Origin of the sequence: Pseudomonas sp. G(2018) (assembly GCF_005502415.1) — a bacterium.
In the GTDB taxonomy this organism is placed as follows: domain Bacteria; phylum Pseudomonadota; class Gammaproteobacteria; order Pseudomonadales; family Pseudomonadaceae; genus Aquipseudomonas.
Map to the genome: position 1 here is coordinate 93208 of NZ_SCOO01000013.1, position 23628 is coordinate 116835.

Genomic DNA, 23628 nt, shown 5'->3' on the forward strand with positions numbered 1-23628 from the left:
AATTTTTACAGCATGCGACAACGTTCGGATGTTGGTGGCATGGCCGGAAATGCTCCTGCTTTCCGGGCCGAAAGTGCCGCATCGAATCAAAGACCAGGATCGTTGAATTGACGTGAGTTGGGTCCGGGCCTGCATTGGGGCTCAACGAGTTCGGCGAGGCTCAGGAGAGGTTTGTCGAACGTCCTCAAGAGTGCAAAAGACTTATGGCAAAGCGTGACTATTACGAAGTATTGGGTGTTGAACGAGGCTCAAGCGAGGCGGACCTGAAAAAGGCTTACCGTCGCCTGGCGATGAAGCACCACCCGGACCGTAATCCCGATGACAAAGCGTCGGAAGAGATGTTCAAGGAGGCCAACGAGGCCTACGAAGTGCTGTCCGATTCCAGCAAGCGTGCGGCGTACGACCAGTACGGCCATGCCGGTGTCGACCCGAGCATGGGTGGCGGCGGTGCCGGTTTCGGTGGCCAGAACTTCTCCGACATCTTTGGTGACGTCTTCAGTGACTTCTTCGGTGGCGGTCGCGGTGGTTCCCGTGGCGGCGCTCAGCGCGGCAGTGATTTGCGTTATACCCTGGAGCTGGACCTGGAAGAAGCGGTGCGCGGCACGACCGTGAATATCCGTGTTCCGACATTGGTCAACTGCAAGCCATGCGATGGCTCCGGTGCCAAGAAAGGCTCCTCGCCGGTGACCTGTCCGACCTGTGGCGGTATCGGCCAGGTACGCATGCAGCAAGGTTTCTTCTCGGTACAGCAGACCTGCCCGCGCTGCCATGGCCAGGGCAAGATCATTTCCGACCCGTGCGATTCCTGTCACGGCGAAGGTCGTGTCGAGGAATACAAGACCCTGTCGGTGAAAGTGCCGGCCGGTGTCGATACCGGCGACCGCATTCGCTTGTCCGGCGAAGGCGAGGCGGGTGCCCAGGGTGGGCCGACCGGTGATCTGTACGTGGTGATCAATGTGCGCGAGCACTCGATCTTCCAGCGCGACGGCAAGCACCTGTTCTGTGAGGTGCCGATCAGCTTCGTCGATGCGGCGCTGGGTGGCGAGTTGGAGATTCCGACCCTTGATGGTCGGGTCAAGCTGAAGATTCCTGAAGGTACTCAGACCGGCAAGCAGTTCCGTGTTCGTGGCAAGGGTGTTGCGCCTGTGCGTGGCGGTGGTGCCGGTGACTTGATGTGCCGTGTAGCGGTCGAGACACCGGTCAACTTGAGTCGTCGTCAGCGCGAAATGCTGGAAGAGTTCCGCAGCTCGCTGGCGGACGACAACAGCCATTCCCCGAAAACCACGGGCTGGTTCGAAGGCGTGAAGCGCTTCTTCGGCGATTTGTAAGGAGACAGGCATGCGACGTATAGCTGTGATGGGCGCCGCCGGGCGCATGGGTAAAACCCTGATCGAAGCGGTGCATCAAGCGCCGGGCGCTGGCCTGACCGCGGCCGTGGATCGTCCTGACAGCACGCTGGTCGGCGCCGATGCCGGTGAGCTGGCTGCGCTGGGCCGAATCGGTGTGCCGTTGTCCGGTGATCTGGATCGTGTCGTTGACGAATTCGACGTGCTGATCGACTTCACGCATCCGACTGTGACCCTGAAGAATCTCGTTTTCTGCCGCAAACACGGCAAGGCGATGATCATTGGCACCACCGGTTTCAGTGTTGAAGAGAAGCAGTTGCTGGCGGAGGCGGGCAAGGATATCCCGATCGTCTTCGCGGCCAACTTCAGCGTCGGTGTGAACCTGTGTCTGAAGTTGCTCGACACTGCAGCTCGTGTACTCGGTGATGATGTCGATATCGAGATCACTGAAGCCCACCATCGGCATAAAGTCGATGCGCCGTCAGGAACGGCGGTGCGCATGGGTGAAGTGATCGCCGATGCGTTGGGTCGTGACCTGAAGAAGGTGGCGGTTTACGGTCGTGAGGGGCAGACCGGTGCCCGTGAGCGCGAAACGATCGGTTTCGCTACTGTGCGTGCCGGTGACATCGTCGGTGACCACACCGTGCTGTTCGCTGCCGATGGCGAGCGTGTGGAGATCACTCACAAGGCGTCCAGTCGGATGACTTTCGCCAAGGGTGCGGTACGTGCCGCGTTGTGGCTGGATGGGCGCGAGCCTGGCCTTTACGACATGCAAGACGTGCTCGACCTGCGCTAAGATGTGCCCGAAATCGGGCTCGAACCTGAGGTTTGGGCCCGGTTTTACTCTGCCAAGCGACGACCTGTCGCATTCTCCGGCCTTTCGGGCTCATTGGCGGTAGACCAAAAATGCCTTTTGCTGTAAGCTACAGCTTTAGTGTGTCCACTAAAAGCGCGCAGAATAATTCAGTGAAGAAGCGGGGTGACGTGTCCATACGTCACTCCGCTTTTTTACAACCTGCGATCGCCCTTTCAGGCTTTATTTACGGGAGGTCTTCTTGACTAAGCCAGCCATACTCGCCCTTGCTGATGGCAGCATTTTTCGCGGCGAAGCCATTGGAGCCGACGGTCAAACCGTTGGTGAGGTGGTGTTCAACACCGCAATGACCGGCTATCAGGAAATCCTTACCGATCCTTCCTACGCCCAACAGATCGTTACCCTGACTTACCCGCACATCGGCAACACCGGCACCACGCCGGAAGATGCCGAGTCGAACCGCGTCTGGTCCGCCGGCCTGGTAATCCGTGACCTGCCACTGGTAGCGAGCAACTGGCGTAATACGATGTCCCTGTCCGACTACCTGAAAGCCAACAACGTTGTGGCAATCGCCGGTATCGACACCCGCCGCCTGACGCGCATCCTGCGTGAAAAAGGCGCGCAGAACGGCTGCATCATGGCCGGTGACAACATTTCCGAAGAAGCCGCCATCGCCGCTGCCCAAGGCTTCCCTGGCCTCAAAGGCATGGATCTGGCGAAAGTCGTCAGCACCAAGGACACCTACGAGTGGCGCTCGACTGTCTGGGATCTGAAAACCGACAGCCACGCGACCATCGAAGCTTCCGAGCTGCCATACCACGTGGTGGCCTACGACTACGGCGTCAAAGTGAACATCCTGCGCATGCTGGTCGAGCGCGGTTGCCGCGTGACCGTGGTGCCTGCTCAAACTCCTGCGGCTGATGTGCTGGCGCTGAAGCCGGATGGCGTGTTCCTGTCCAACGGCCCTGGTGATCCGGAGCCTTGCGACTATGCGATCCAGGCGATCAAGGATGTGCTGGAAACCGAGATCCCGGTGTTCGGTATCTGCCTCGGTCACCAGCTGCTGGCCCTGGCCTCCGGCGCAAAGACCCTGAAAATGGGTCACGGTCACCACGGTGCCAACCACCCGGTCCAGGATCTGGACACCGGTGTCGTGATGATCACCAGCCAGAACCACGGTTTCGCGGTTGACGAAGCGACCCTGCCAGCCAACGTCCGTGCGATCCACAAGTCGCTGTTCGACGGCACCCTGCAAGGGATCGAGCGTACCGACAAGAGCGCCTTCAGCTTCCAGGGTCACCCTGAAGCTAGCCCTGGCCCGAACGACGTAGCGCCACTGTTCGATCGCTTCATCAACGAGATGGCCAAGCGACGCTGATCGCTCGCCCTGATGTAGCAAAGCTTGAGGGCGGTCCCGATACCGGTGGCCCCCTCAAGTCTTCAGAGATTGAACAAGACGGCTTGCCGACTGACCTGCGGATTTGAGTGACAAACCCATGCCAAAACGTACAGACATTAAAAGCATCCTGATTCTCGGCGCTGGCCCGATCGTTATCGGCCAGGCCTGCGAATTCGACTACTCCGGCGCCCAGGCCTGTAAAGCCCTGCGCGAAGAGGGTTACCGCGTCATCCTGGTGAACTCCAACCCGGCCACCATCATGACCGACCCGGCCATGGCTGACGCCACCTACATCGAGCCGATCAAATGGCAGACCGTTGCCAAGATCATCGAGAAAGAACGTCCTGATGCGCTGCTGCCGACCATGGGTGGTCAGACCGCCCTGAACTGTGCCCTGGACCTGGAGCGCGAAGGCGTTCTCGAGAAGTTCGGCGTGGAAATGATCGGCGCCAACGCCGACACCATCGACAAGGCTGAAGACCGTTCGCGTTTCGACAAGGCCATGAAGTCCATCGGCCTGGCGTGCCCGCGTTCCGGTATCGCCCACAGCATGGAAGAGGCCAACGCGGTCCTCGAGAAGCTGGGTTTCCCGTGCATCATTCGTCCGTCCTTCACCATGGGCGGCACCGGTGGCGGTATCGCTTACAACCGTGAAGAGTTCGAAGAAATCTGCGCCCGTGGCCTGGACCTGTCGCCAACCAAGGAGCTGTTGATCGACGAATCGCTGATCGGCTGGAAAGAATACGAGATGGAGGTTGTCCGCGATAAGAAGGACAACTGCATCATCGTCTGCTCCATCGAAAACTTCGACCCGATGGGCGTGCACACCGGTGACTCGATCACTGTCGCGCCGGCGCAGACCCTGACCGACAAGGAATACCAGATCCTGCGTAACGCCTCCCTGGCGGTACTGCGCGAGATCGGCGTGGAAACCGGTGGTTCCAACGTCCAGTTCGGCATTTGCCCGAACACTGGCCGCATGGTTGTCATCGAGATGAACCCGCGTGTATCCCGCTCCTCGGCACTGGCTTCGAAAGCCACCGGTTTCCCGATCGCCAAGGTCGCAGCCAAGCTGGCTGTGGGTTACACCCTGGACGAGCTGTCGAACGATATCACCGGCGGCAAGACCCCGGCGTCCTTCGAGCCATCCATCGACTACGTTGTGACCAAGCTGCCACGTTTCGCCTTCGAGAAATTCGCCAAGGCTGACGCACGCCTGACCACGCAAATGAAGTCGGTCGGTGAAGTCATGGCCATCGGCCGTACCTTCCAGGAATCCCTGCAGAAAGCCCTGCGCGGCCTGGAAGTGGGCGTTTGTGGTCTGGACGAGAAGGTTGACCTGAGCAACCCGGAAAGCATGAGCATCCTCAAGCGCGAACTGACCGTGCCGGGTGCTGAACGTATCTGGTACGTGGCGGATGCAATGCGCGCCGGCATGAGCGTTGAAGACATCTTCGGCATGACCATGATTGATCCTTGGTTCCTGGTGCAGATGGAAGATCTGATCAAGGACGAGGAGAAGGTCAAGACCCTCGGTCTGACCAGCATCGACCGCGACCTGATGTTCCGACTCAAGCGCAAAGGTTTCTCCGATCAGCGTCTGGCCAAGCTGCTGGGCGTGACCGAGAAGAGCCTGCGTGCTCATCGCCACAAGGTGGAAGTGTTCCCGGTCTACAAGCGCGTCGACACCTGCGCCGCCGAGTTCGCGACGGACACTGCTTACCTGTACTCGACGTACGAAGAAGAGTGTGAAGCCGCGCCGTCGGGTCGCGACAAGATCATGATCCTGGGCGGCGGTCCGAACCGTATCGGTCAGGGCATCGAGTTCGACTACTGCTGCGTACACGCGGCACTGGCCCTGCGCGATGATGGTTACGAGACCATCATGGTCAACTGCAACCCGGAAACCGTTTCCACCGACTACGACACCTCCGATCGCCTGTACTTCGAACCGGTAACCCTGGAAGACGTGCTGGAAATCGTCCGCGTCGAGAAGCCAAAAGGCGTGATCGTCCAGTACGGCGGCCAGACCCCGCTGAAACTGGCTCGCGCCCTGGAAGCCGCTGGCGTGCCGATCATCGGCACCAGCCCTGACGCCATCGACCGTGCCGAAGACCGCGAGCGCTTCCAGCAAATGGTCCAGCGCCTGAACCTGCGTCAGCCGCCAAACGCCACCGTGCGCAGCGAAGACGAAGCGATTCGTGCTGCTGCCAAGATCGGCTACCCGCTGGTGGTGCGTCCGTCCTACGTGCTGGGCGGTCGTGCGATGGAAATCGTTTACGAAGAAGAAGAGCTCAAGCGCTACCTGCGTGAAGCGGTCCAGGTGTCCAACGACAGCCCGGTGCTGCTGGATCACTTCCTCAACTGCGCCATCGAAATGGACGTGGATGCGGTCTGCGACGGCAAAGACGTGGTGATCGGCGCGATCATGCAGCACATCGAACAGGCGGGTGTTCACTCCGGTGACTCCGCGTGCTCGCTGCCGCCGTACTCGCTGCCGGCGCACATCCAGGACGAGATGCGAGAACAGGTCAAGAAAATGGCCCTGGAGCTCGGCGTGGTCGGTCTGATGAACGTACAGTTGGCGCTGCAAGGCGAAGACATCTACGTCATCGAAGTCAACCCGCGTGCTTCCCGTACCGTACCGTTCGTGTCCAAGTGCATCGGTGTTTCCCTGGCAATGATCGCTGCGCGCGTGATGGCCGGTAAAACCCTGAAAGAACTGGGTTTCACCAAGGAAATCATCCCGAACTTCTACAGTGTGAAAGAGGCGGTGTTCCCGTTCGCCAAATTCCCTGGCGTTGACCCGATCCTTGGCCCTGAGATGAAGTCCACCGGCGAAGTGATGGGCGTGGGTGACACCTTCGGCGAAGCGTTCGCCAAGGCGCAAATGGGCGCCAGCGAAGTGCTGCCGACCGGTGGTACTGCATTCATCAGCGTCCGCGACGACGACAAGCCGCTGGTTGCGGGCGTGGCCCGTGATCTGATCAACTTGGGCTTTGAAGTGGTTGCCACTGCCGGTACTGCCAAGCTGATCGAAGCCGCAGGCCTGAAAGTGCGCCGCGTGAACAAGGTGACCGAGGGCCGTCCGCACGTAGTCGACATGATCAAGAATGACGAAGTCACTCTGATCATCAACACCACCGAAGGTCGCCAGTCGATCGCCGACTCCTATTCCATTCGTCGCAATGCCCTGCAGCACAAGATCTACTGCACCACGACCATTGCTGCTGGCGAAGCGATCTGCGAAGCACTGAAGTTCGGTCCCGAGAAGACCGTGCGCCGCTTGCAGGATCTACACGCAGGATTGAAGGCATGAGCATAACGAAGTACCCGATGACCGTTCAGGGCGCTCGCGCCCTGGAAGAGGAACACGCTCACCTGACCAAAGTCGTTCGTCCGAAGCTCAGCCAGGACATCGGTACGGCCCGCGAGTTGGGTGACTTGAAGGAAAACGCTGAATACCACGCCGCTCGCGAGCAGCAGGGTATGGTCGAGGCACGGATCCGTGACATCGAAGGCCGCATGCAGAACGCTGTGGTTATCGACGTCACGACCATTCCTCATACCGGCAAAGTGATTTTTGGCACGACCGTCGAAATCGCCAACGTCGAAACCGATGAAAGCGTGACTTACCAGATTGTTGGTGAGGATGAGGCAGACATCAAGCTCGGCAAGATTTCAGTCGGCTCGCCTATTGCTCGCGCCTTGATTGCCAAGGAAGAGGGTGATGTGGTCGTCGTCAAAACGCCTGGTGGCGTTATCGAGTACGAGATTGTCGAAGTTCGCCACATCTAAAGGCAGGCGTCCGCTTCGAGCGGGCGCCATGCTTTGGCAGCTGACCCAGATGTTGTGGGTCGGCGGTCTGTGGTTGTTGCACATCGGTCTGCTGCCGGTGCTGGGGCGAATCGGCCTGGCGCCGCTGCTGATCGACGAAATCGCAGGCATGTTGAATGCGCTGGTGGTGGGGTTTGCCGCCGCGTGCGTGGTTTTTCAGGCTTTGGTGCTGGTTCAGGCCGAGGGCCTTGCCAGCCTATGGCGGGATATTCGCGGGCAACTGTTGTTGGTGGCGCTGTATGCGTGTGCGATGTATTTCGCGGCGCGTATCGGTTGGCCGGATGCAGTGCGTTGGCAGGTGTTCGGCTATCTTGTCCTGGGTCTTTCCGGGCTGGTGCTGGTGTTGCAGCCCGTGCCGGGATGGAGTGGCAGGGTGCGCGAAGCACACCCCTGACCCTTGCCATCACTTGAAGCGATGGACGTTCGACAGCTGCTTGTTGACGCTGAAGTTCTTGCGGTAAATCAGTGCCATCTTGCCGATGACCTGAACCAGATCCGCTTTGCCGACCTTGCACAGTTCTGCAATGGACGCCAGGCGCGATTCGCGATCCAGGATGTTGAGCTTGATCTTGATCAGCTCGTGATCCGCCAAAGCGCGTTCAAGTTCGGCTAGCACACCTTCAGTCAGACCGTTGTCAGCCACAATCAAAACTGGTTTCAGATGGTGGCCAATGGATTTGTACTGTTTCTTCTGCTCTTGAGTGAGCGGCATAATCTGACCCTTTCGTCTGGATTCTGTAAAATGGCGGCCATTTTACCCGAGGGTTCGTGGATCCGCCCAATTAATCACGACCCTTATCATCGAGGTGCCCAATGGCGCGTTCCAAGACAAGCCTTGGTTGGCTGAAAAGACATGTCAATGATCCCTATGTGAAGCAGGCGCAGAAGGATGGCTACCGCTCGCGTGCGAGTTACAAGCTTCTGGAGGTCCAGGAGAAATACAAGCTGATCCGTCCGGGTATGACCGTTGTCGACCTGGGGGCGGCGCCCGGTGGCTGGTCGCAGGTCACCAGCCGGCTGATCGGTGGTCAGGGGCGCCTGATCGCCTCGGACATCCTGGAAATGGACAGCATTCCGGACGTGACTTTCATCCAGGGTGATTTCACTCAGGACGAAGTGCTCGCTCGGATCCTGGACGCCGTGGGTAATTCGCAGGTGGACCTTGTGATTTCCGATATGGCCCCCAATATGAGTGGTACGCCTGCCGTAGATATGCCCAAAGCCATGTTTCTTTGCGAGCTGGCTCTTGATCTGGCGGCTCGGATACTCAAGCCGGGTGGTAATTTCGTGATCAAGGTTTTTCAGGGTGAAGGGTTTGATGCTTACGTGAAGGACGCTCGTCAGAAATTCGACAAGGTCCAGATGATCAAGCCGGACTCTTCCCGTGGCAGCTCCCGCGAGCAATACATGCTGGCTTGGGGCTACCGCGGTCGGAGTGAATAAAGCGGGTTTTTTTGCGGGGCAATAGGAATTTCGTATTTCGCCCTGTGGGAAATTGCGAATATTGTGTAGGAAGTGTTTCACAAAGGGTTACAGACGGCGCCTGCCAGAGTTGTAGGTAATGTAGTAAGTTAGGCCGGTGAATATCATGCGAAGCGCGCGCCAACAGCGGCGCTTGCTTCAGAGGGTAGTTAATTGAACGATATGGCAAAGAATCTGATCCTGTGGTTGATCATCGCGGCTGTCCTGGTGACAGTGATGAACAACTTCTCCAGCCCTAACGAGCCGCAGACCCTCAACTATTCCGACTTCATCCAGCAGGTCAAGGATGGCAAGGTCGAGCGCGTGGCGGTTGATGGCTACGTGATTACCGGCAAGCGCAACGATGGCGACAGCTTCAAGACCATTCGTCCGGCGATCCAGGACAACGGCCTGATTGGCGACCTGGTGGATAACCACGTCGTGGTCGAAGGCAAGCAGCCTGAACAGCAAAGCATCTGGACTCAGCTCCTGGTCGCGAGCTTCCCGATCCTGGTGATCATCGCCGTGTTCATGTTCTTCATGCGGCAGATGCAGGGCGGTGCCGGTGGCAAGGGTGGGCCGATGAGCTTCGGCAAGAGCAAGGCGCGCCTGCTCTCCGAAGATCAGGTGAAAACCACCCTGGCAGACGTTGCCGGTTGCGACGAAGCCAAGGAAGAAGTCGGTGAGCTGGTCGAGTTCCTGCGTGATCCGGGCAAGTTCCAGCGCCTGGGTGGCCGCATTCCTCGCGGTGTGCTGATGGTCGGTCCTCCGGGTACCGGTAAGACCTTGCTGGCCAAGGCCATTGCCGGCGAAGCCAAAGTACCGTTCTTCACCATCTCCGGTTCCGACTTCGTCGAAATGTTCGTCGGCGTCGGTGCCAGCCGTGTTCGCGATATGTTCGAACAGGCCAAGAAACACGCGCCATGCATCATCTTCATCGATGAAATCGACGCCGTCGGTCGCCACCGTGGCGCCGGCATGGGCGGCGGTCACGATGAGCGCGAGCAGACACTCAACCAGCTGCTGGTGGAGATGGACGGCTTCGAAATGAATGACGGCATCATCGTGATTGCTGCGACCAACCGTCCTGACGTACTGGATCCTGCGCTGCTGCGTCCGGGCCGTTTCGACCGTCAGGTAGTGGTCGGTCTGCCGGATATCCGCGGTCGTGAACAGATCCTCAAGGTCCACATGCGCAAAGTGCCGATGGGTGACGACGTCGCTCCTGCCGTGATCGCTCGTGGTACGCCTGGTTTCTCCGGTGCCGACCTGGCCAACCTGGTGAACGAGGCTTCGTTGTTCGCTGCCCGTGCCGGCAAGCGCATCGTCGAAATGAAAGAATTCGAATTGGCCAAAGACAAGATCATGATGGGGGCCGAGCGCAAATCCATGGTCATGTCCGAGAAAGAAAAACAGAACACCGCTTATCACGAGGCCGGTCACGCGATTGTTGGTCGCGTCGTGCCTGAGCATGATCCGGTGTACAAGGTATCGATCATCCCGCGCGGTCGTGCATTGGGTGTGACCATGTTCCTGCCGGAAGAAGATCGCTACAGTCTGTCCAAGCGTGCCTTGATCAGCCAGATCTGCTCGCTGTACGGTGGCCGTATCGCTGAAGAAATGACCCTGGGCTTCGATGGTGTTACCACCGGTGCCTCCAATGACATCATGCGTGCCAGTCAGATTGCGCGGAACATGGTGACCAAGTGGGGTCTTTCGGAAAAGCTCGGTCCATTGATGTATGCCGAAGAAGAGGGTGAAGTGTTCCTCGGGCGCGGCGGCGGTGGTCAGAATGCAAGCTTCTCGGGTGAGACGGCGAAGCTGATCGACTCTGAAGTGCGCAGTATCATTGATCAGTGCTACGGCACGGCGAAACAGATCCTTACGGATAATCGAGACAAGCTCGACGCCATGGCTGATGCCCTGATGAAGTACGAAACCATTGATGCCGAGCAGATTGACGACATCATGGCCGGACGTACTCCTCGCGAACCTCGCGACTGGTCGGGTGGTACCGGTACTTCCGGAACGCCACCGGCGGTGCAGGATGAGCGTCCGCAAACTCCTATCGGCGGTCCGGCTGCTGACGTTTAAGGTTTGAAATGACTTTTGTTCAGTCCTCGACCCGGTTGCCTTGCGGCAACCGGGTTCTTGATTTGGCCCAGACGCACGTCATGGGCATTCTCAATGTCACTCCCGATTCTTTTTCCGATGGCGGTCAGTACAGTCAGCTCGATGCCGCATTGCGCCACGCCGAAGCCATGGTGGCGGCAGGTGCGACACTGATCGATGTCGGCGGTGAGTCGACGCGACCTGGTGCCAGGGCGGTTTCGCCGCTGGAGGAGCTTGAGCGCGTCGCTCCGATTGTCGAGCGAATACATCGCGAGCTGGATGTAATTATCTCGGTCGATACCTCGACACCGGCGGTCATGCGCGAAACCGCACGGCTGGGGGCTGGTTTGATCAACGATGTGCGCTCACTGCGCCGCGATGGTGCGCTGGATGCAGCGGCAGCCACGGGGTTGCCGGTCTGTCTGATGCATATGCTTGGTGAGCCGGGCGACATGCAAGACAACCCGCAATACCAGAACGTTACGAAAGAGGTAGGCGAGTTTCTTGCCGGGCGCATGGCTGAATGCGCCTCAGTGGGAATTCCCGCTGAGCGGATCATTCTTGATCCGGGTTTTGGTTTCGCCAAAACCTTGCAGCACAATCTAAGCTTGTTCAAACATATGGAGGCCTTGCATGCCTTGGGGCGGCCCCTGTTGGTCGGGGTTTCGCGCAAGAGCATGATAGGCCAGGCGTTGAGTCGCCCAGTGGATGAGCGCCTGTATGGTGGGCTCGCCCTAGCGGCGCTGGCTTCGCACAAGGGTGCACGTATATTGCGCGTCCATGATGTAGCCGAAACAATCGACGTGGTGAGGATGATCGCCGCAGTTGAATCAGCCGAATAAGAATGATGGAGCGCTTATGACTAGGAAATACTTTGGTACTGACGGCATTCGTGGTCGAGTTGGCGAATACCCGATTACTCCTGACTTCATGCTCAAGCTCGGCTGGGCTGCGGGCATGGCGTTCCGCAAAATGGGTGCCTGCAAGGTGCTCGTCGGCAAGGACACCCGGATTTCCGGGTATATGTTCGAGTCGGCGCTTGAGGCCGGCCTGACATCGGCGGGAGCTGACGTGATGCTGCTCGGCCCAATGCCGACGCCGGCCATTGCCTATTTGTCGCGCACATTCCAGGCTGAGGCCGGAATCGTGATCAGCGCCTCGCACAACCCGCATGACGATAACGGCATCAAGTTTTTCTCTGGCAAAGGCACCAAGCTGCCGGATGAGCTGGAGTTGATGATCGAAGAACTGCTGGACACGCCGATGACCGTGGTCGAGTCGAGCAAAATCGGCAAGGTCTCGCGAATCAATGACGCCTCCGGCCGCTATATCGAGTTCTGCAAGAGCAGCGTGCCGACCGGTACCAGTTTCTCTGGGTTGAAGATCGTTCTCGACTGCGCCCATGGTGCGACTTACAAAGTCGCACCTAGCGTGTTCCGTGAGCTGGGCGCGGAAGTCGTGGTGTTGTCTGCGCAACCCAATGGATTGAACATCAACGACAACTGTGGTTCGACCCATATGGGGCAATTGCAGGCCGCCGTCCTGGCCGAGCATGCTGATTTGGGTATTGCATTCGATGGCGATGGCGATCGTGTCCTGATGGTCGATCACACCGGTACAATCGTTGATGGTGACGAATTGCTGTTCATCATTGCTCGCGATCTGCATGAGCGGGGCAAGTTGCAGGGTGGTGTGGTCGGTACGTTGATGAGTAATCTGGGTCTTGAGCTGGCGTTGGCGGACCTGGCTATTCCATTCGTGCGGGCCAACGTTGGCGACCGTTATGTGATCGCTGATCTGCTGGAGCGCAATTGGCTGGTAGGTGGTGAAAATTCCGGTCATATCGTTTGCTTCAATCACACGACTACCGGCGATGCGATCATCGCTGCGCTGCAGGTGCTGATGGCGCTGAAGATGCGTTCCGAAGGGTTGGCTCAGTCCCGCCAGGCGTTGCGCAAGTGCCCTCAGGTGCTGATTAATGTACGTTTCGGTGGTGGCGCAAGTCCGCTCGATCATCCGTCAGTCAAGGAAGCCAGTGAGCGTGTGACCAAGGCCATGGCGGGGCGCGGGCGTGTGCTGTTGCGCAAGTCCGGCACAGAGCCGCTGGTGCGTGTCATGGTCGAAGGCGAAGATGAAAAGCAAGTTCGTGCGTACGCCGAAGAGCTGGCGAAACTGGTAACTGAAGTTTCTGCCTGAATTCGGCTTGCCAGCCATGATTGTGTTGGGTAACATCTGCGCCCACTTTGACCGACGAGGTACAGCATGCGTCGCCCTATGGTAGCTGGTAACTGGAAGATGCACGGTACCCGCGCCAGCGTCGCTGAGCTGATCAACGGCCTTAAAGAAATGGCCTTGCCGAGCGGTGTTGATGTCGCGGTATTCCCGCCTTGCCTGCATATCAATCAAGTGATTGATGGCTTGAAAGGAAAGTCGATTTCGGTCGGTGCGCAGAATTCTGCAGTGGAATCCGGGCAAGGTGCGTTGACTGGTGAGGTTTCGCCGAGTCAGTTGGTGGATGCAGGTTGTTCCCTGGTGCTTGTCGGGCACTCCGAGCGCCGCCAGATTATGGGCGAGCAGGACGGAATGCTGATTCGCAAGTTCGCAGCGGCACAGGCATGTGGCATCATTCCGGTGTTGTGTGTAGGGGAAACCCTTGAGCAGCGCGAAGCCGGACAAACCCTTGAGGTTGTCGGGCGTCAGCTGGACAGCGTCATTGAAGAGTTGGGTGTCGGTGCTTTTGCAAATGCAGTCATTGCTTACGAGCCGGTCTGGGCCATTGGCACCGGGCTGACTGCTTCGCCGCAACAGGCTCAGGATGTGCATGCAGCCATCCGTGCTCAGTTGGCGGCAGAAAATTCTGAAGTCGCGCAAGGTGTGCGGCTTCTATACGGCGGCAGCGTGAAGGCGGCCAATGCGGTCGAACTGTTCGGCATGCCGGATATCGATGGGGGCCTCATTGGTGGGGCTTCCCTGAATGCAGATGAGTTCGGTGCGATTTGTCGCGCCGCGGGAAACTGAAAAAATGCTGGAAACAGTCGTAGTCGTTTTTCATCTGCTGGGTGCATTGGGCGTAGTGGCTCTGGTATTGCTGCAGCAGGGTAAAGGTGCGGATGCTGGCGCGTCTTTCGGAGCAGGTGCTTCAAATACTGTGTTCGGAAGCCAAGGTTCCTCTACCTTTCTTAGTAAGTTTACTGCTATACTTGCCGCAGGTTTTTTCATAACCAGCTTGGGGTTAGGTTACTTTGCTAAAGAGAAGGCTCACCAGCTGACTCAAGTAGGTCTCCCAAATCCAGCGGTACTGGAAGTTCCAAAGCAACAACCGGCTTCTGATGACGTCCCGGTGCTTCAAGAGCAAAAGTCGGCTACTCCAGCGACTGACGTGCCTCCAGCTCAAGAGCAGAAGTAAGAAGGGTTTCAAACGTAGTATTGCCGAGGTGGTGGAATTGGTAGACACGCAACCTTGAGGTGGTTGTGCCCATAGGGTGTAGGGGTTCGAGTCCCCTTCTCGGTACCAATTAGTCAGGAGAGCCCGCTGTTGCGGGCTTTCTTGCAGGTGGAAGGTTACATTGACCCTGTCAGGGATCGGTCGTATACTTCCGCCCCAGCTTTGTCGCGGGGTGGAGCAGTCTGGTAGCTCGTCGGGCTCATAACCCGAAGGTCGTCGGTTCAAATCCGGCCCCCGCAACCAGTTTAAGGAGCCCCTTTTAAGGGGCTTTTTGTTAGCTGGACACTTTCAACGCCGCTGTTCGACGGCGTTTCAAGGATGGGCGTTTCGCCCATTTTTTTATTTTGCATAGCATGCACATACATGCACTAGGGGGTTCAGGTGTCGAGCAAGCTAGAAGAGTTGCAGGCCTTGCTGGCCCCGGTGGTCGTGGCCCTAGGCTATGAATGCTGGGGTATTGAGTTTTCGGCTCAAGGTCGTCACTCAATGTTGCGCGTTTATATCGATAAAGAGGGCGGCGTGCTGGTGGACGATTGCGCCATCGTAAGCCGTCAGATCAGCGGCGTCCTGGATGTTGAAGATCCAATCTCCGTTGAATACACCCTTGAGGTTTCCTCGCCTGGCATGGAACGCCCACTGTTCACTCTTGAGCAGTTTGCAAAATTTGCCGGTGAACAAGTGAAGATCAAGCTGCGTTCGCCTTTTGAAGGTCGACGCAACTTTCAGGGCCTTCTGCGCGGTGTAGAAGAGCAGGATGTCGTGGTGCAGGTAGATGACCATGAGTTCCTGTTGCCGATCGATATGATCGACAAGGCCAACATTATTCCCAGTTTTGACTGAGACGCGGATCCCGCGGATCCAATGGCTTGCGAAAGGCGAGGCGTACGATGAGCAAAGAAGTACTGCTGGTTGTTGAGTCGGTATCCAATGAAAAGGGTGTACCGGCAAGCGTAATTTTTGAAGCGCTGGAGCTGGCTCTGGCCACTGCTACCAAAAAGCGTTTCGAGGACGAAGTTGATCTGCGTGTGGAAATCAATCGCCACACCGGTTCTTACGAGACATTCCGTCGCTGGACGGTCGTCGAAGAAGCAGACCTGGACGATCCGGCCATCGAAACCTGGCCGAGCAAGGTTGCAGAGACGCATCCTGGTGCCAAGGTCGGCGATGTCGTCGAAGAAAAGATCGAGTCGATCGAGTTCGGGCGTATCGCGGCACAGACTGCCAAACAAGTCATTGTGCAGAAAGTTCGCGAAGCCGAGCGCGCACAGGTTGTTGACGCTTACCGCGAGCGCCTGGGTGAAATCATCTCCGGCACCGTGAAGAAAGTGACCCGCGACAACGTGATCGTTGACCTGGGCAACAACGCCGAAGCATTGCTGGCTCGTGAAGACATCATTTCCCGCGAGACCTTCCGGGTTGGCGTACGCTTGCGTGCACTGCTCAAGGAAATCCGCACCGAGAACCGCGGCCCGCAGCTGATCCTGTCGCGTACCGCGCCGGAAATGCTGATCGAGTTGTTCCGCATCGAAGTGCCGGAAATCGCCGAAGGCCTGATCGAGGTCATGGCTGCGTCCCGTGATCCGGGCTCGCGTGCCAAGATCGCCGTGCGCTCCAAAGACAAACGCATCGACCCGCAGGGCGCGTGCATCGGTATGCGCGGTTCGCGCGTCCAGGCCGTGTCGGGTGAGTTGGGTGGTGAGCGTGTCGATATCGTCCTGTGGGACGACAACCCGGCTCAGTTTGTGATCAACGCCATGTCCCCGGCCGAGGTCGCAGCAATTATCGTCGACGAAGATGCCCATGCCATGGACATCGCCGTTGGCGCAGACAATCTGGCTCAGGCCATCGGTCGCGGTGGTCAGAACGTGCGTCTGGCCAGCCAATTGACTGGCTGGACCCTGAACGTGATGACCGAATCGGACATTCAGGCTAAGCAGCAAGCAGAAACCGGTGACATCCTGCGCAACTTCATCGAAGAGCTGGAAGTCGATGAAGAGCTGGCGCAGGTGCTGGTTGATGAAGGCTTCACCAGCCTGGAAGAGATTGCCTACGTACCGTTGGAAGAAATGCTCAACATCGAGGGCTTTGACGAAGACATCGTCAACGAGCTTCGCGCTCGTGCCAAGGATCGTTTGTTGACCAAAGCCATCGCTACTGAGGAAAAGCTGGCAGACGCCCATCCGGCCGAAGACCTGCTCTCGCTTGAGGGTATGGACAAGGATTTGGCGATGGAACTGGCGGTGCGCGGCGTAATTACCCGCGAAGACCTGGCCGAGCAGTCTATTGACGATCTGCTCGACATCGACGGCATTGACGATGATCGTGCCGGCAAGTTGATCATGGCCGCCCGAGCCCACTGGTTCGAGTAATTAGGCGCGGCCTGAGGAGAGAAGTGCATGACGCAAGTCACGGTGAAACAACTGGCCGATGAGGTCAAAACACCGGTAGAGCGCCTGTTGCAGCAGATGCGTGAGGCAGGTCTGCCGCACACCGCCGCCGAAGAAAGTGTGACTGACAGTGAGAAGCAATCCTTGCTGACTCACTTGAAAAGCAGCCACAAGGCGAAAGTGGAAGAACCACGCAAGATCACGCTGCAGCGTAAAACCACCAGCACCCTGCGTGTTGCTGGCAGCAAAAGCATCAGTGTTGAAGTACGCAAGAAGAAAGTCTTCGTACAGCGCAGCCCGGAAGAAATCGAAGCCGAGCGCAAGCGTGAACTGGAAGAACGTCGCGCAGTAGAAAATGCTGCTCGTCAGAAGGCTGAAGAAGAAGCCAAGCGTCGCGCCGAAGAAGAAGCGCGTCGCCAGCCTGCTGCTGCGCCGACCGCTCCAGCCGAGCCTGTTGCCGCCCCTGTTGCAGTGGCCGAGCCTGTGCGTGAAAGCGCACCGGTCGTGGCTGCCGCACCGGTTGCCGACATCCGCAAGCGTGACGAACCGCGCCGTCCGGACAAACCACGTGCCGACGATAATAATCGTCGCGGTGGTGGCGATGGCGAGCGCAAAAACGCTCCGCATCGTGCTTCGGTCAAGGAAAAAGCGCCTGCTCCACGCGTTGCCCCACGTACTACCGACGAAGAAAGCGATGGCTTCCGTCGTGGTGGTCGCGGCAAGGCCAAGCTGAAGAAGCGCAACGCCCACGGTTTCCAGAGCCCAACCGGCCCTGTCGTGCGCGAAGTGAAGATCGGCGAGACCATCACTGTGGGCGACCTGGCCCAGCAGATGTCGGTCAAGGCTGCTGAAATCATCAAGTTCATGTTCAAACTGGGTACTCCAGCGACCATCAACCAGGTATTGGATCAGGAAACTGCCCAACTGGTTGCCGAAGAGCTGGGCCACAAAGTGACCCTGGTCAGCGACACAGCCCTGGAAGATTCCCTGGCCGAGTCCCTGAAGTTTGAAGGCGAGGCGGTTGCCCGTGCGCCGGTCGTGACCGTAATGGGCCACGTTGACCACGGTAAGACTTCCCTGCTCGACTACATCCGTCGTGCCAAGGTAGCGGCTGGCGAAGCCGGCGGCATTACCCAGCACATCGGTGCATACCACGTTGAAACCGACCGTGGCATGGTGACGTTCCTCGACACCCCTGGTCACGCCGCGTTTACCGCAATGCGTGCCCGTGGTGCCAAGGCGACCGACATCGTGATCCTGGTGGTTGCAGCGGACGACGGCGTGATGCCGCAGACCATCGAAGCTGTTCAGCATGCTCAGGCCGCTGGCGTTCCGCTGGTCGTGGCAGTGAACAAGATCGACAAGCCGGGCGCCGATCTCGATCGCATCCGTAGCGAACTGTCGGTACACGGCGTGACGTCGGAAGAGTGGGGTGGTGATACTCCATTCGTACCGGTTTCCGCGAAGATGGGTACCGGTGTCGACGAACTGCTCGAAGCCGTTCTGCTGCAAGCCGAAGTTCTGGAACTGACCGCTACGCCTTCGGCTCCTGGCCGTGGTGTCGTGGTTGAATCGCGTCTGGACAAGGGCCGTGGCCCGGTGGCTACCGTTCTGGTTCAAGACGGTACCCTGCGTCAAGGCGACATGGTCCTGGTCGGTTCGAACTATGGCCGTGTCCGCGCCATGCTCGACGAGAACGGCAAGCCAATCAAGGAAGCCGGTCCTGCAATCCCTGTCGAAATTCTCGGCCTGGACGGCACCCCGGATGCTGGCGACGAGATGAGCGTTGTGGCTGACGAGAAGAAAGCCCGTGAAGTGGCTCTGTTCCGTCAAGGCAAGTTCCGCGAAGTCAAACTGGCTCGTGCTCACGCAGGCAAGCTGGAAAACATCTTCGAAAGCATGGGTCAGGAAGAGAAGAAGACACTCAACATCGTCCTCAAATCCGACGTCCGTGGTTCGCTGGAAGCGTTGAACGGTGCCTTGAACGGCCTGGGTAACGACGAAGTGCAAGTGCGTGTGGTCGGTGGCGGTGTCGGTGGTATCACCGAGTCCGACGCTAACCTGGCACTGGCCTCCAACGCTGTACTGTTTGGCTTCAATGTGCGTGCCGATGCCGGCGCTCGCAAGATCGTCGAGCAGGAAGGCCTGGATATGCGTTACTACAACGTGATCTACGACATCATCGAAGACGTCAAGAAAGCGTTGACCGGTATGCTCGGCAGCGATGTTCGCGAGAACATCCTGGGTGTGGCCGAAGTGCGTGACGTGTTCCGCTCGCCTAAGTTTGGCGCAATCGCCGGTTGCATGGTTATCGAAGGTGTTGTTCACCGTAACCGTCCAATCCGTGTACTGCGTGAAGACATCGTTATCTTCGAAGGCGAGCTGGAATCCCTGCGCCGCTTCAAGGATGACGCTTCCGAAGTACGTGCCGGCATGGAATGCGGTATCGGCGTGAAGAGCTACAACGACGTCAAAGTCGGTGACAAGATCGAAGTCTTCGAGAAGGTTCAGGTTGCTCGCAGCCTCTAACTCGCGCACTTCAAGAGCCGTGGTGGCCTGCCGCATGCAAATGCACTGCGCATCACCCGGACTCTAAACGCAACGCCCGGTCTGGCTTTTGTCAGGCCGGGCGTTTGCCGCTTTCAGACCTCATGGGTTTCACCATGGGGCAGTAACAGGTAACAAGACATGGCAAAAGAATATAGCCGTACCCAACGTATCGGCGATCAGATGCAGCGCGAGCTGGCACAACTGATCCGTCGTGAAGTCAAAGACCCGCGCGTCGGCCTGGTCACCATTACCGCTGTGGAAGTCAGCCGTGACGTCGGTCACGCCAAGATCTTCATCACTGTAATGGGGCAGGACAGCGCCGAAGACATTGCACAAAGCATCAAGGTGCTCAACTCCGCCGCCGGCTTCCTGCGCATGCAGTTGGCCCGCGAGATGAAGCTGCGCAGCGTTCCACAGTTGCACTTCCACTACGACGAAAGCGTTGTGCGCGGTGCACATCTGTCGGCGTTGATCGAGCGCGCAGTGGCTGAAGACAGTCAGCATCCGGTTGCGGCAGAAGCCGAAGACACCAAGGAGTAATCGGTGGCTCAGGTCAAACGTATCCGTCGTAACGTTAGCGGCATCATCCTGCTCGACAAACCGTTGGGGTTCACCTCCAACGCAGCACTGCAGAAGGTCCGCTGGCTGCTCAACGCCGAGAAGGCCGGGCACACCGGCAGCCTCGATCCGCTGGCCACCGGTGTGTTGCCGTTGTGCTTCGGTGAGGCCACCAAGTTCTCGCAATACCTGCTCGATTCCGACAAGGGGTACGAAACCCTGGCGCAATTGGGCAAAACCACCACCACGGCCGATGCCGAGGGTGAAGTTTTGCAGGAGCGCCCGGTGACCGTTGGTCGCGCCGATATCGAAGCTGTGCTTCCGGAATTTCGTGGGCAAATCAGTCAGATACCGCCGATGTACTCGGCCCTCAAGCGTGATGGACAACCGCTGTACAAGCTGGCTCGCGCAGGCGAAGTAGTGGAGCGCGAACCGCGTTCTGTTACTATTACGCGCTTGGAATTGCTGGCCTTCGAAGGTGATACTGCGCGGCTTGCAGTGGATTGCAGCAAAGGCACCTATATCCGCACCCTGGTGGAGGATATTGGCGAGAAACTCGGTTGTGGTGCTTACGTCGCGGAACTGCGACGTACCCAGGCCGGGCCTTTCACGCTGGCGCAGACCGTCACTCTGGAAGAGCTGGAAGCGGTACATGCCGAAGGCGGCAACGAAGCGGTCGATCGCTTCCTCATGCCATCGGACAGCGGCTTGCTGGATTGGCCACTGCTGCAGTTCTCGGAAGCGAGCGCGTTCTACTGGCTCAATGGCCAGCCGGTACGTGCCCCCGACGCACCGAAATTTGGCATGGTACGAGTTCAGGATCACAATGGTCGCTTCATCGGTATCGGTGAAGTGAGCGAAGACGGGCGCATCGCGCCACGTCGACTGATTCGGTCAGAATGACCGAAACCAGTCTGTGTAACAGCAGGCTGGCGAGGGTGGCTGTCAACAGGCACGGTCACTACTCTTTTTTAGATACAGGGATTTGTCCCTGGCCTGTTGAAGCTGTTTCTTTGGAACAGTTTCCTGATAAAAGGATTGCCTCATGGCTCTCAGCGTTGAAGAAAAAGCTCAAATCGTTACCGACTACCAGCAAGCTGTTGGTGATACTGGTTCGCCAGAAGTGCAAGTTGCACTGCTGACCGCCAACATCAACAAACTGCAAGGTCACTTCAAGGCCAACGGTAAAGATCACCACTCCCGTCGTGGTCTGATCCGCATGGTTAACCAGCGTCGTAAGCTGCTGGACTACCTGAAAGGCAAAGACGTGAGCCGTTACAGCGCTCTGATCGGTCGCCTGGGTCTGCGTCGCTAATCAGCGATTGCGCTAGAGGTTGGTTGTCTGTCATGCGTCAGCGGGTTTCCCGCGGGCGCATGGCAGGCTCCCAGCCTCAAGTTTTATCTGGATACACGCTTTACCCCTGGACAGGCGTTGGGCCGATTCCCGACATTGCCCAAGAATTTCGCAAGAAACCAGTTTCCCCAAGAGCCACAAAAGAAGGTAGGACACCGTGAACCCGGTAATCAAAAAATTCCAGTTCGGTCAGTCGACCGTTACCCTCGAGACTGGCCGTATCGCCCGTCAGGCCTCCGGCGCAGTATTGGTCACCGTTGACGACGACGTCAGCGTATTGGTGACCGTAGTCGGTGCCAAGCAAGCCGATCCAGGCAAGGGTTTCTTCCCTCTGTCTGTTCACTACCAGGAAAAGACTTACGCTGCCGGTAAGATCCCTGGCGGTTTCTTCAAGCGTGAAGGCCGTCCTTCCGAGAAAGAAACCCTGACTTCCCGACTGATCGACCGTCCGATCCGTCCGCTGTTCCCTGAAGGCTTCATGAACGAAGTGCAGGTTGTCTGCACCGTCGTTTCCACCAGCAAGAAGACCGATCCGGACATCGCTGCGATGATCGGTACTTCGGCTGCCCTGGCTATCTCCGGCATTCCTTTCGATGGTCCGATCGGCGCTGCCCGCGTTGCCTTCCACGAAAGCACCGGCTACCTGCTGAACCCGACCTACGAGCAACTGGCTGCTTCGAGCCTGGACATGGTCGTTGCCGGTACTTCCGAAGCTGTTCTGATGGTTGAATCGGAAGCCAAAGAGCTGACCGAAGACCAGATGCTGGGCGCCGTACTGTTTGCACACGATGAGTTCCAGGCCGTGATCCAGGCCGTCAAAGAGCTGGCTGCCGAAGCTGCCAAGCCAACCTGGACCTGGGCTCCGCAAGCCGAAGCCACCGAACTGCTGCGCGCCATCCGTGCCGAGTTCGGCGAAGCGATCTCCCAGGCTTACACCATCACCGTCAAGGCCGACCGTTACGCTCGCCTGGGCGAGCTGAAGGATCAAGTGGTTGCCAAGCTGTCCGGCGAAGAAGGCCAGCCTTCCGCTGCTGACGTCAAAGCGGCTTTCGGTGAAATCGAATACCGTACCGTTCGCGAAAACATCGTAAACGGCAAGCCACGTATCGACGGTCGCGACACTCGCACTGTTCGTCCGCTGAACATTGAAGTCGGCGTTCTGCCGAAGACCCACGGTTCGGCGCTGTTCACCCGTGGCGAAACCCAGGCTCTGGTAGTCGCGACTCTCGGCACCGCCCGTGACGCACAACTGCTGGACACTCTGGAAGGCGAGAAAAAAGACCCGTTCATGCTGCACTACAACTTCCCTCCGTTCTCGGTGGGCGAGTGCGGTCGCATGGGTGGCGCCGGTCGTCGCGAAATCGGCCACGGTCGTCTGGCCCGTCGTTCGGTTCAGGCCATGCTGCCGGCCGCTGACGTGTTCCCGTACACCATCCGTGTTGTATCGGAAATCACCGAATCCAACGGTTCCAGCTCCATGGCTTCGGTCTGCGGTGCTTCCCTGGCGCTGATGGACGCGGGTGTACCGATGAAGGCACCGGTTGCCGGTATCGCCATGGGCCTGGTTAAAGAAGGCGAGAAGTTCGCCGTCCTGACCGACATCCTGGGTGACGAAGACCACCTGGGCGACATGGACTTCAAGGTAGCCGGTACCGCCAAAGGTGTGACCGCGCTGCAGATGGACATCAAGATCAAGGGCATCACCGAAGAGATCATGGAAATCGCCCTGGGCCAAGCCCTGGAAGCGCGCCTGAACATCCTCGGTCAGATGAACCAGATCATTGGCCAGTCGCGTACCGAGCTGTCGGCAAACGCACCGACCATGATCGCGATGAAAATCGACACCGACAAAATCCGTGATGTCATCGGTAAAGGCGGCGCGACCATTCGTGCGATCTGTGAAGAGACCAAGGCTTCGATCGACATCGAAGACGACGGTTCGATCAAGATCTTCGGCGAAACCAAGGAAGCGGCTGAAGCAGCACGTCAGCGCGTTCTGGGCATCACCGCCGAGGCCGAGATCGGCAAGATCTACGTCGGCAAGGTTGAGCGCATCGTCGACTTCGGCGCGTTCGTCAACATCCTGCCTGGCAAGGACGGTCTGGTTCACATCTCGATGCTGAGCGACGCTCGCGTTGAGAAAGTGACCGACATCCTGAAGGAAGGCCAGGAAGTGGAAGTGCTGGTACTGGACGTGGACAACCGCGGTCGTATCAAGCTGTCCATCAAGGACGTGGCAGCAGCCAAGGCTTCGGGCGTTTAATCACTCCTCAGCCTGTCTGCTACAACGTTGCAAAAAGGCCCCGCAGTGAAAACTGCGGGGCCTTTTTTGTACGGGAAGAACTGAGGTGCTGGCTGAAGTTGC

At 58.2% G+C, this 23628-nt stretch carries 20 protein-coding genes and 2 tRNA genes; 21 read left to right on the forward strand and 1 reads right to left on the reverse strand.

Translation table 11 applies throughout. The features are described from left to right. Nucleotides 1–203 precede the first annotated feature (203 nt). The 6 genes from dnaJ to FFS64_RS15225 all read left to right on the forward strand — a co-directional run bounded on the left by dnaJ (nt 204) and on the right by FFS64_RS15225 (nt 7790). Complete coding sequence (gene dnaJ, locus FFS64_RS15200) at nt 204–1328, forward strand: molecular chaperone DnaJ (protein WP_007973132.1); 1125 nt, start codon at nt 204–206, stop codon at nt 1326–1328. A 10-nt stretch (nt 1329–1338) separates the two neighbouring features. Continuing rightward, nucleotides 1339–2142: a 4-hydroxy-tetrahydrodipicolinate reductase gene (dapB, locus tag FFS64_RS15205; protein WP_095194005.1), complete on the forward strand. Its 804-nt coding sequence runs from the start codon at nt 1339–1341 to the stop codon at nt 2140–2142. Between the two features lie 259 nt (nt 2143–2401). After that, the gene (gene carA / locus FFS64_RS15210) at nt 2402–3538 is read left to right on the forward strand and encodes a glutamine-hydrolyzing carbamoyl-phosphate synthase small subunit (RefSeq protein WP_034148342.1); all 1137 of its coding nucleotides are present in this window, start codon (nt 2402–2404) and stop codon (nt 3536–3538) included. Between the two features lie 118 nt (nt 3539–3656). Beyond that, nucleotides 3657–6878, forward strand: coding sequence for a carbamoyl-phosphate synthase large subunit (gene carB / locus FFS64_RS15215; protein ID WP_095194003.1), 3222 nt, complete (start codon nt 3657–3659; stop codon nt 6876–6878). A 2-nt stretch (nt 6879–6880) separates the two neighbouring features. Next, on the forward strand, nt 6881–7357 hold the full coding sequence (gene greA, locus FFS64_RS15220) for a transcription elongation factor GreA (protein ID WP_095194077.1): 477 nt from the start codon (nt 6881–6883) through the stop codon (nt 7355–7357). 28 nt (nt 7358–7385) lie between these two features. Further along, on the forward strand, nt 7386–7790 hold the full coding sequence (locus tag FFS64_RS15225) for an MFS transporter (RefSeq protein ID WP_137806063.1): 405 nt from the start codon (nt 7386–7388) through the stop codon (nt 7788–7790). Nucleotides 7791–7799: 9 nt separating this feature from the next. Here the strand turns inward: FFS64_RS15225 and FFS64_RS15230 are convergent, their stop codons facing one another. After that, complete coding sequence (locus FFS64_RS15230) at nt 7800–8108, reverse strand: YhbY family RNA-binding protein (RefSeq protein ID WP_007942889.1); 309 nt, start codon at nt 8106–8108, stop codon at nt 7800–7802. Between the two features lie 101 nt (nt 8109–8209). On the opposite strand from FFS64_RS15230, the gene rlmE reads away from it, so the two are divergent. From rlmE to pnp, 15 genes are all read left to right on the forward strand, one after another. Further along, the gene (gene rlmE, locus FFS64_RS15235) at nt 8210–8839 is read left to right on the forward strand and encodes a 23S rRNA (uridine(2552)-2'-O)-methyltransferase RlmE (RefSeq protein WP_095194001.1); all 630 of its coding nucleotides are present in this window, start codon (nt 8210–8212) and stop codon (nt 8837–8839) included. A 201-nt stretch (nt 8840–9040) separates the two neighbouring features. Continuing rightward, nucleotides 9041–10951, forward strand: a complete 1911-nt coding sequence (gene ftsH / locus FFS64_RS15240; protein ID WP_077046416.1) for an ATP-dependent zinc metalloprotease FtsH — start codon at nt 9041–9043, stop codon at nt 10949–10951. An 8-nt stretch (nt 10952–10959) separates the two neighbouring features. Beyond that, on the forward strand, nt 10960–11811 hold the full coding sequence (gene folP / locus FFS64_RS15245; RefSeq protein ID WP_095194000.1) for a dihydropteroate synthase: 852 nt from the start codon (nt 10960–10962) through the stop codon (nt 11809–11811). 16 nt (nt 11812–11827) lie between these two features. Continuing rightward, nucleotides 11828–13165 carry a phosphoglucosamine mutase gene (glmM, locus tag FFS64_RS15250; RefSeq protein WP_137806064.1) on the forward strand — a complete coding sequence of 446 codons (1338 nt, stop codon included), beginning with the start codon at nt 11828–11830 and terminating at the stop codon, nt 13163–13165. Nucleotides 13166–13231: 66 nt separating this feature from the next. Further along, on the forward strand, nt 13232–13987 hold the full coding sequence (tpiA, locus tag FFS64_RS15255) for a triose-phosphate isomerase (protein WP_137806065.1): 756 nt from the start codon (nt 13232–13234) through the stop codon (nt 13985–13987). A 4-nt stretch (nt 13988–13991) separates the two neighbouring features. Further along, nucleotides 13992–14375: a preprotein translocase subunit SecG gene (gene secG / locus FFS64_RS15260; RefSeq protein ID WP_017336473.1), complete on the forward strand. Its 384-nt coding sequence runs from the start codon at nt 13992–13994 to the stop codon at nt 14373–14375. Between the two features lie 22 nt (nt 14376–14397). Continuing rightward, a tRNA-Leu gene (locus FFS64_RS15265) sits at nt 14398–14483 on the forward strand. 97 nt (nt 14484–14580) lie between these two features. After that, a tRNA-Met gene (locus FFS64_RS15270) sits at nt 14581–14657 on the forward strand. 138 nt (nt 14658–14795) lie between these two features. Further along, entirely contained in the window at nt 14796–15254 is a 459-nt protein-coding gene (gene rimP / locus FFS64_RS15275) for a ribosome maturation factor RimP (protein ID WP_007915250.1), read from the forward strand. 47 nt (nt 15255–15301) lie between these two features. Then, a complete protein-coding gene (gene nusA / locus FFS64_RS15280; RefSeq protein WP_137806066.1) occupies nt 15302–16783 on the forward strand; it encodes a transcription termination factor NusA in 1482 nt (493 codons plus the stop codon). A 27-nt stretch (nt 16784–16810) separates the two neighbouring features. Continuing rightward, complete coding sequence (infB, locus tag FFS64_RS15285; RefSeq protein WP_137806067.1) at nt 16811–19330, forward strand: translation initiation factor IF-2; 2520 nt, start codon at nt 16811–16813, stop codon at nt 19328–19330. Between the two features lie 159 nt (nt 19331–19489). Next, nucleotides 19490–19891, forward strand: coding sequence for a 30S ribosome-binding factor RbfA (rbfA, locus tag FFS64_RS15290; RefSeq protein WP_137806068.1), 402 nt, complete (start codon nt 19490–19492; stop codon nt 19889–19891). Between the two features lie 3 nt (nt 19892–19894). Then, entirely contained in the window at nt 19895–20812 is a 918-nt protein-coding gene (gene truB, locus FFS64_RS15295) for a tRNA pseudouridine(55) synthase TruB (protein ID WP_137806069.1), read from the forward strand. 142 nt (nt 20813–20954) lie between these two features. Next, the gene (gene rpsO / locus FFS64_RS15300) at nt 20955–21224 is read left to right on the forward strand and encodes a 30S ribosomal protein S15 (protein ID WP_002555121.1); all 270 of its coding nucleotides are present in this window, start codon (nt 20955–20957) and stop codon (nt 21222–21224) included. 196 nt (nt 21225–21420) lie between these two features. Beyond that, nucleotides 21421–23526, forward strand: a complete 2106-nt coding sequence (pnp, locus tag FFS64_RS15305) for a polyribonucleotide nucleotidyltransferase (RefSeq protein ID WP_137806070.1) — start codon at nt 21421–21423, stop codon at nt 23524–23526. Nucleotides 23527–23628 lie beyond the last annotated feature (102 nt).

Bases quoted from the DNA above. Each gene is read 5' to 3' on its own strand.
- dnaJ (WP_007973132.1), top strand. From the start codon at position 204: ATGGCAAAGCGTGACTATTACGAAGTATTGGGTGTTGAACGAGGCTCA.
- glmM (WP_137806064.1), top strand. From the start codon at position 11,828: ATGACTAGGAAATACTTTGGTACTGACGGCATTCGTGGTCGAGTTGGC.
- dapB (WP_095194005.1), top strand. From the start codon at position 1,339: ATGCGACGTATAGCTGTGATGGGCGCCGCCGGGCGCATGGGTAAAACC.
- carB (WP_095194003.1), top strand. From the start codon at position 3,657: ATGCCAAAACGTACAGACATTAAAAGCATCCTGATTCTCGGCGCTGGC.
- folP (WP_095194000.1), top strand. From the start codon at position 10,960: ATGACTTTTGTTCAGTCCTCGACCCGGTTGCCTTGCGGCAACCGGGTT.
- secG (WP_017336473.1), top strand. From the start codon at position 13,992: ATGCTGGAAACAGTCGTAGTCGTTTTTCATCTGCTGGGTGCATTGGGC.
- FFS64_RS15230 (WP_007942889.1), bottom strand. From the start codon at position 8,108: ATGCCGCTCACTCAAGAGCAGAAGAAACAGTACAAATCCATTGGCCAC.
- nusA (WP_137806066.1), top strand. From the start codon at position 15,302: ATGAGCAAAGAAGTACTGCTGGTTGTTGAGTCGGTATCCAATGAAAAG.
- infB (WP_137806067.1), top strand. From the start codon at position 16,811: ATGACGCAAGTCACGGTGAAACAACTGGCCGATGAGGTCAAAACACCG.
- rlmE (WP_095194001.1), top strand. From the start codon at position 8,210: ATGGCGCGTTCCAAGACAAGCCTTGGTTGGCTGAAAAGACATGTCAAT.
- FFS64_RS15225 (WP_137806063.1), top strand. From the start codon at position 7,386: ATGCTTTGGCAGCTGACCCAGATGTTGTGGGTCGGCGGTCTGTGGTTG.
- tpiA (WP_137806065.1), top strand. From the start codon at position 13,232: ATGCGTCGCCCTATGGTAGCTGGTAACTGGAAGATGCACGGTACCCGC.
- rpsO (WP_002555121.1), top strand. From the start codon at position 20,955: ATGGCTCTCAGCGTTGAAGAAAAAGCTCAAATCGTTACCGACTACCAG.
- rbfA (WP_137806068.1), top strand. From the start codon at position 19,490: ATGGCAAAAGAATATAGCCGTACCCAACGTATCGGCGATCAGATGCAG.
- ftsH (WP_077046416.1), top strand. From the start codon at position 9,041: ATGGCAAAGAATCTGATCCTGTGGTTGATCATCGCGGCTGTCCTGGTG.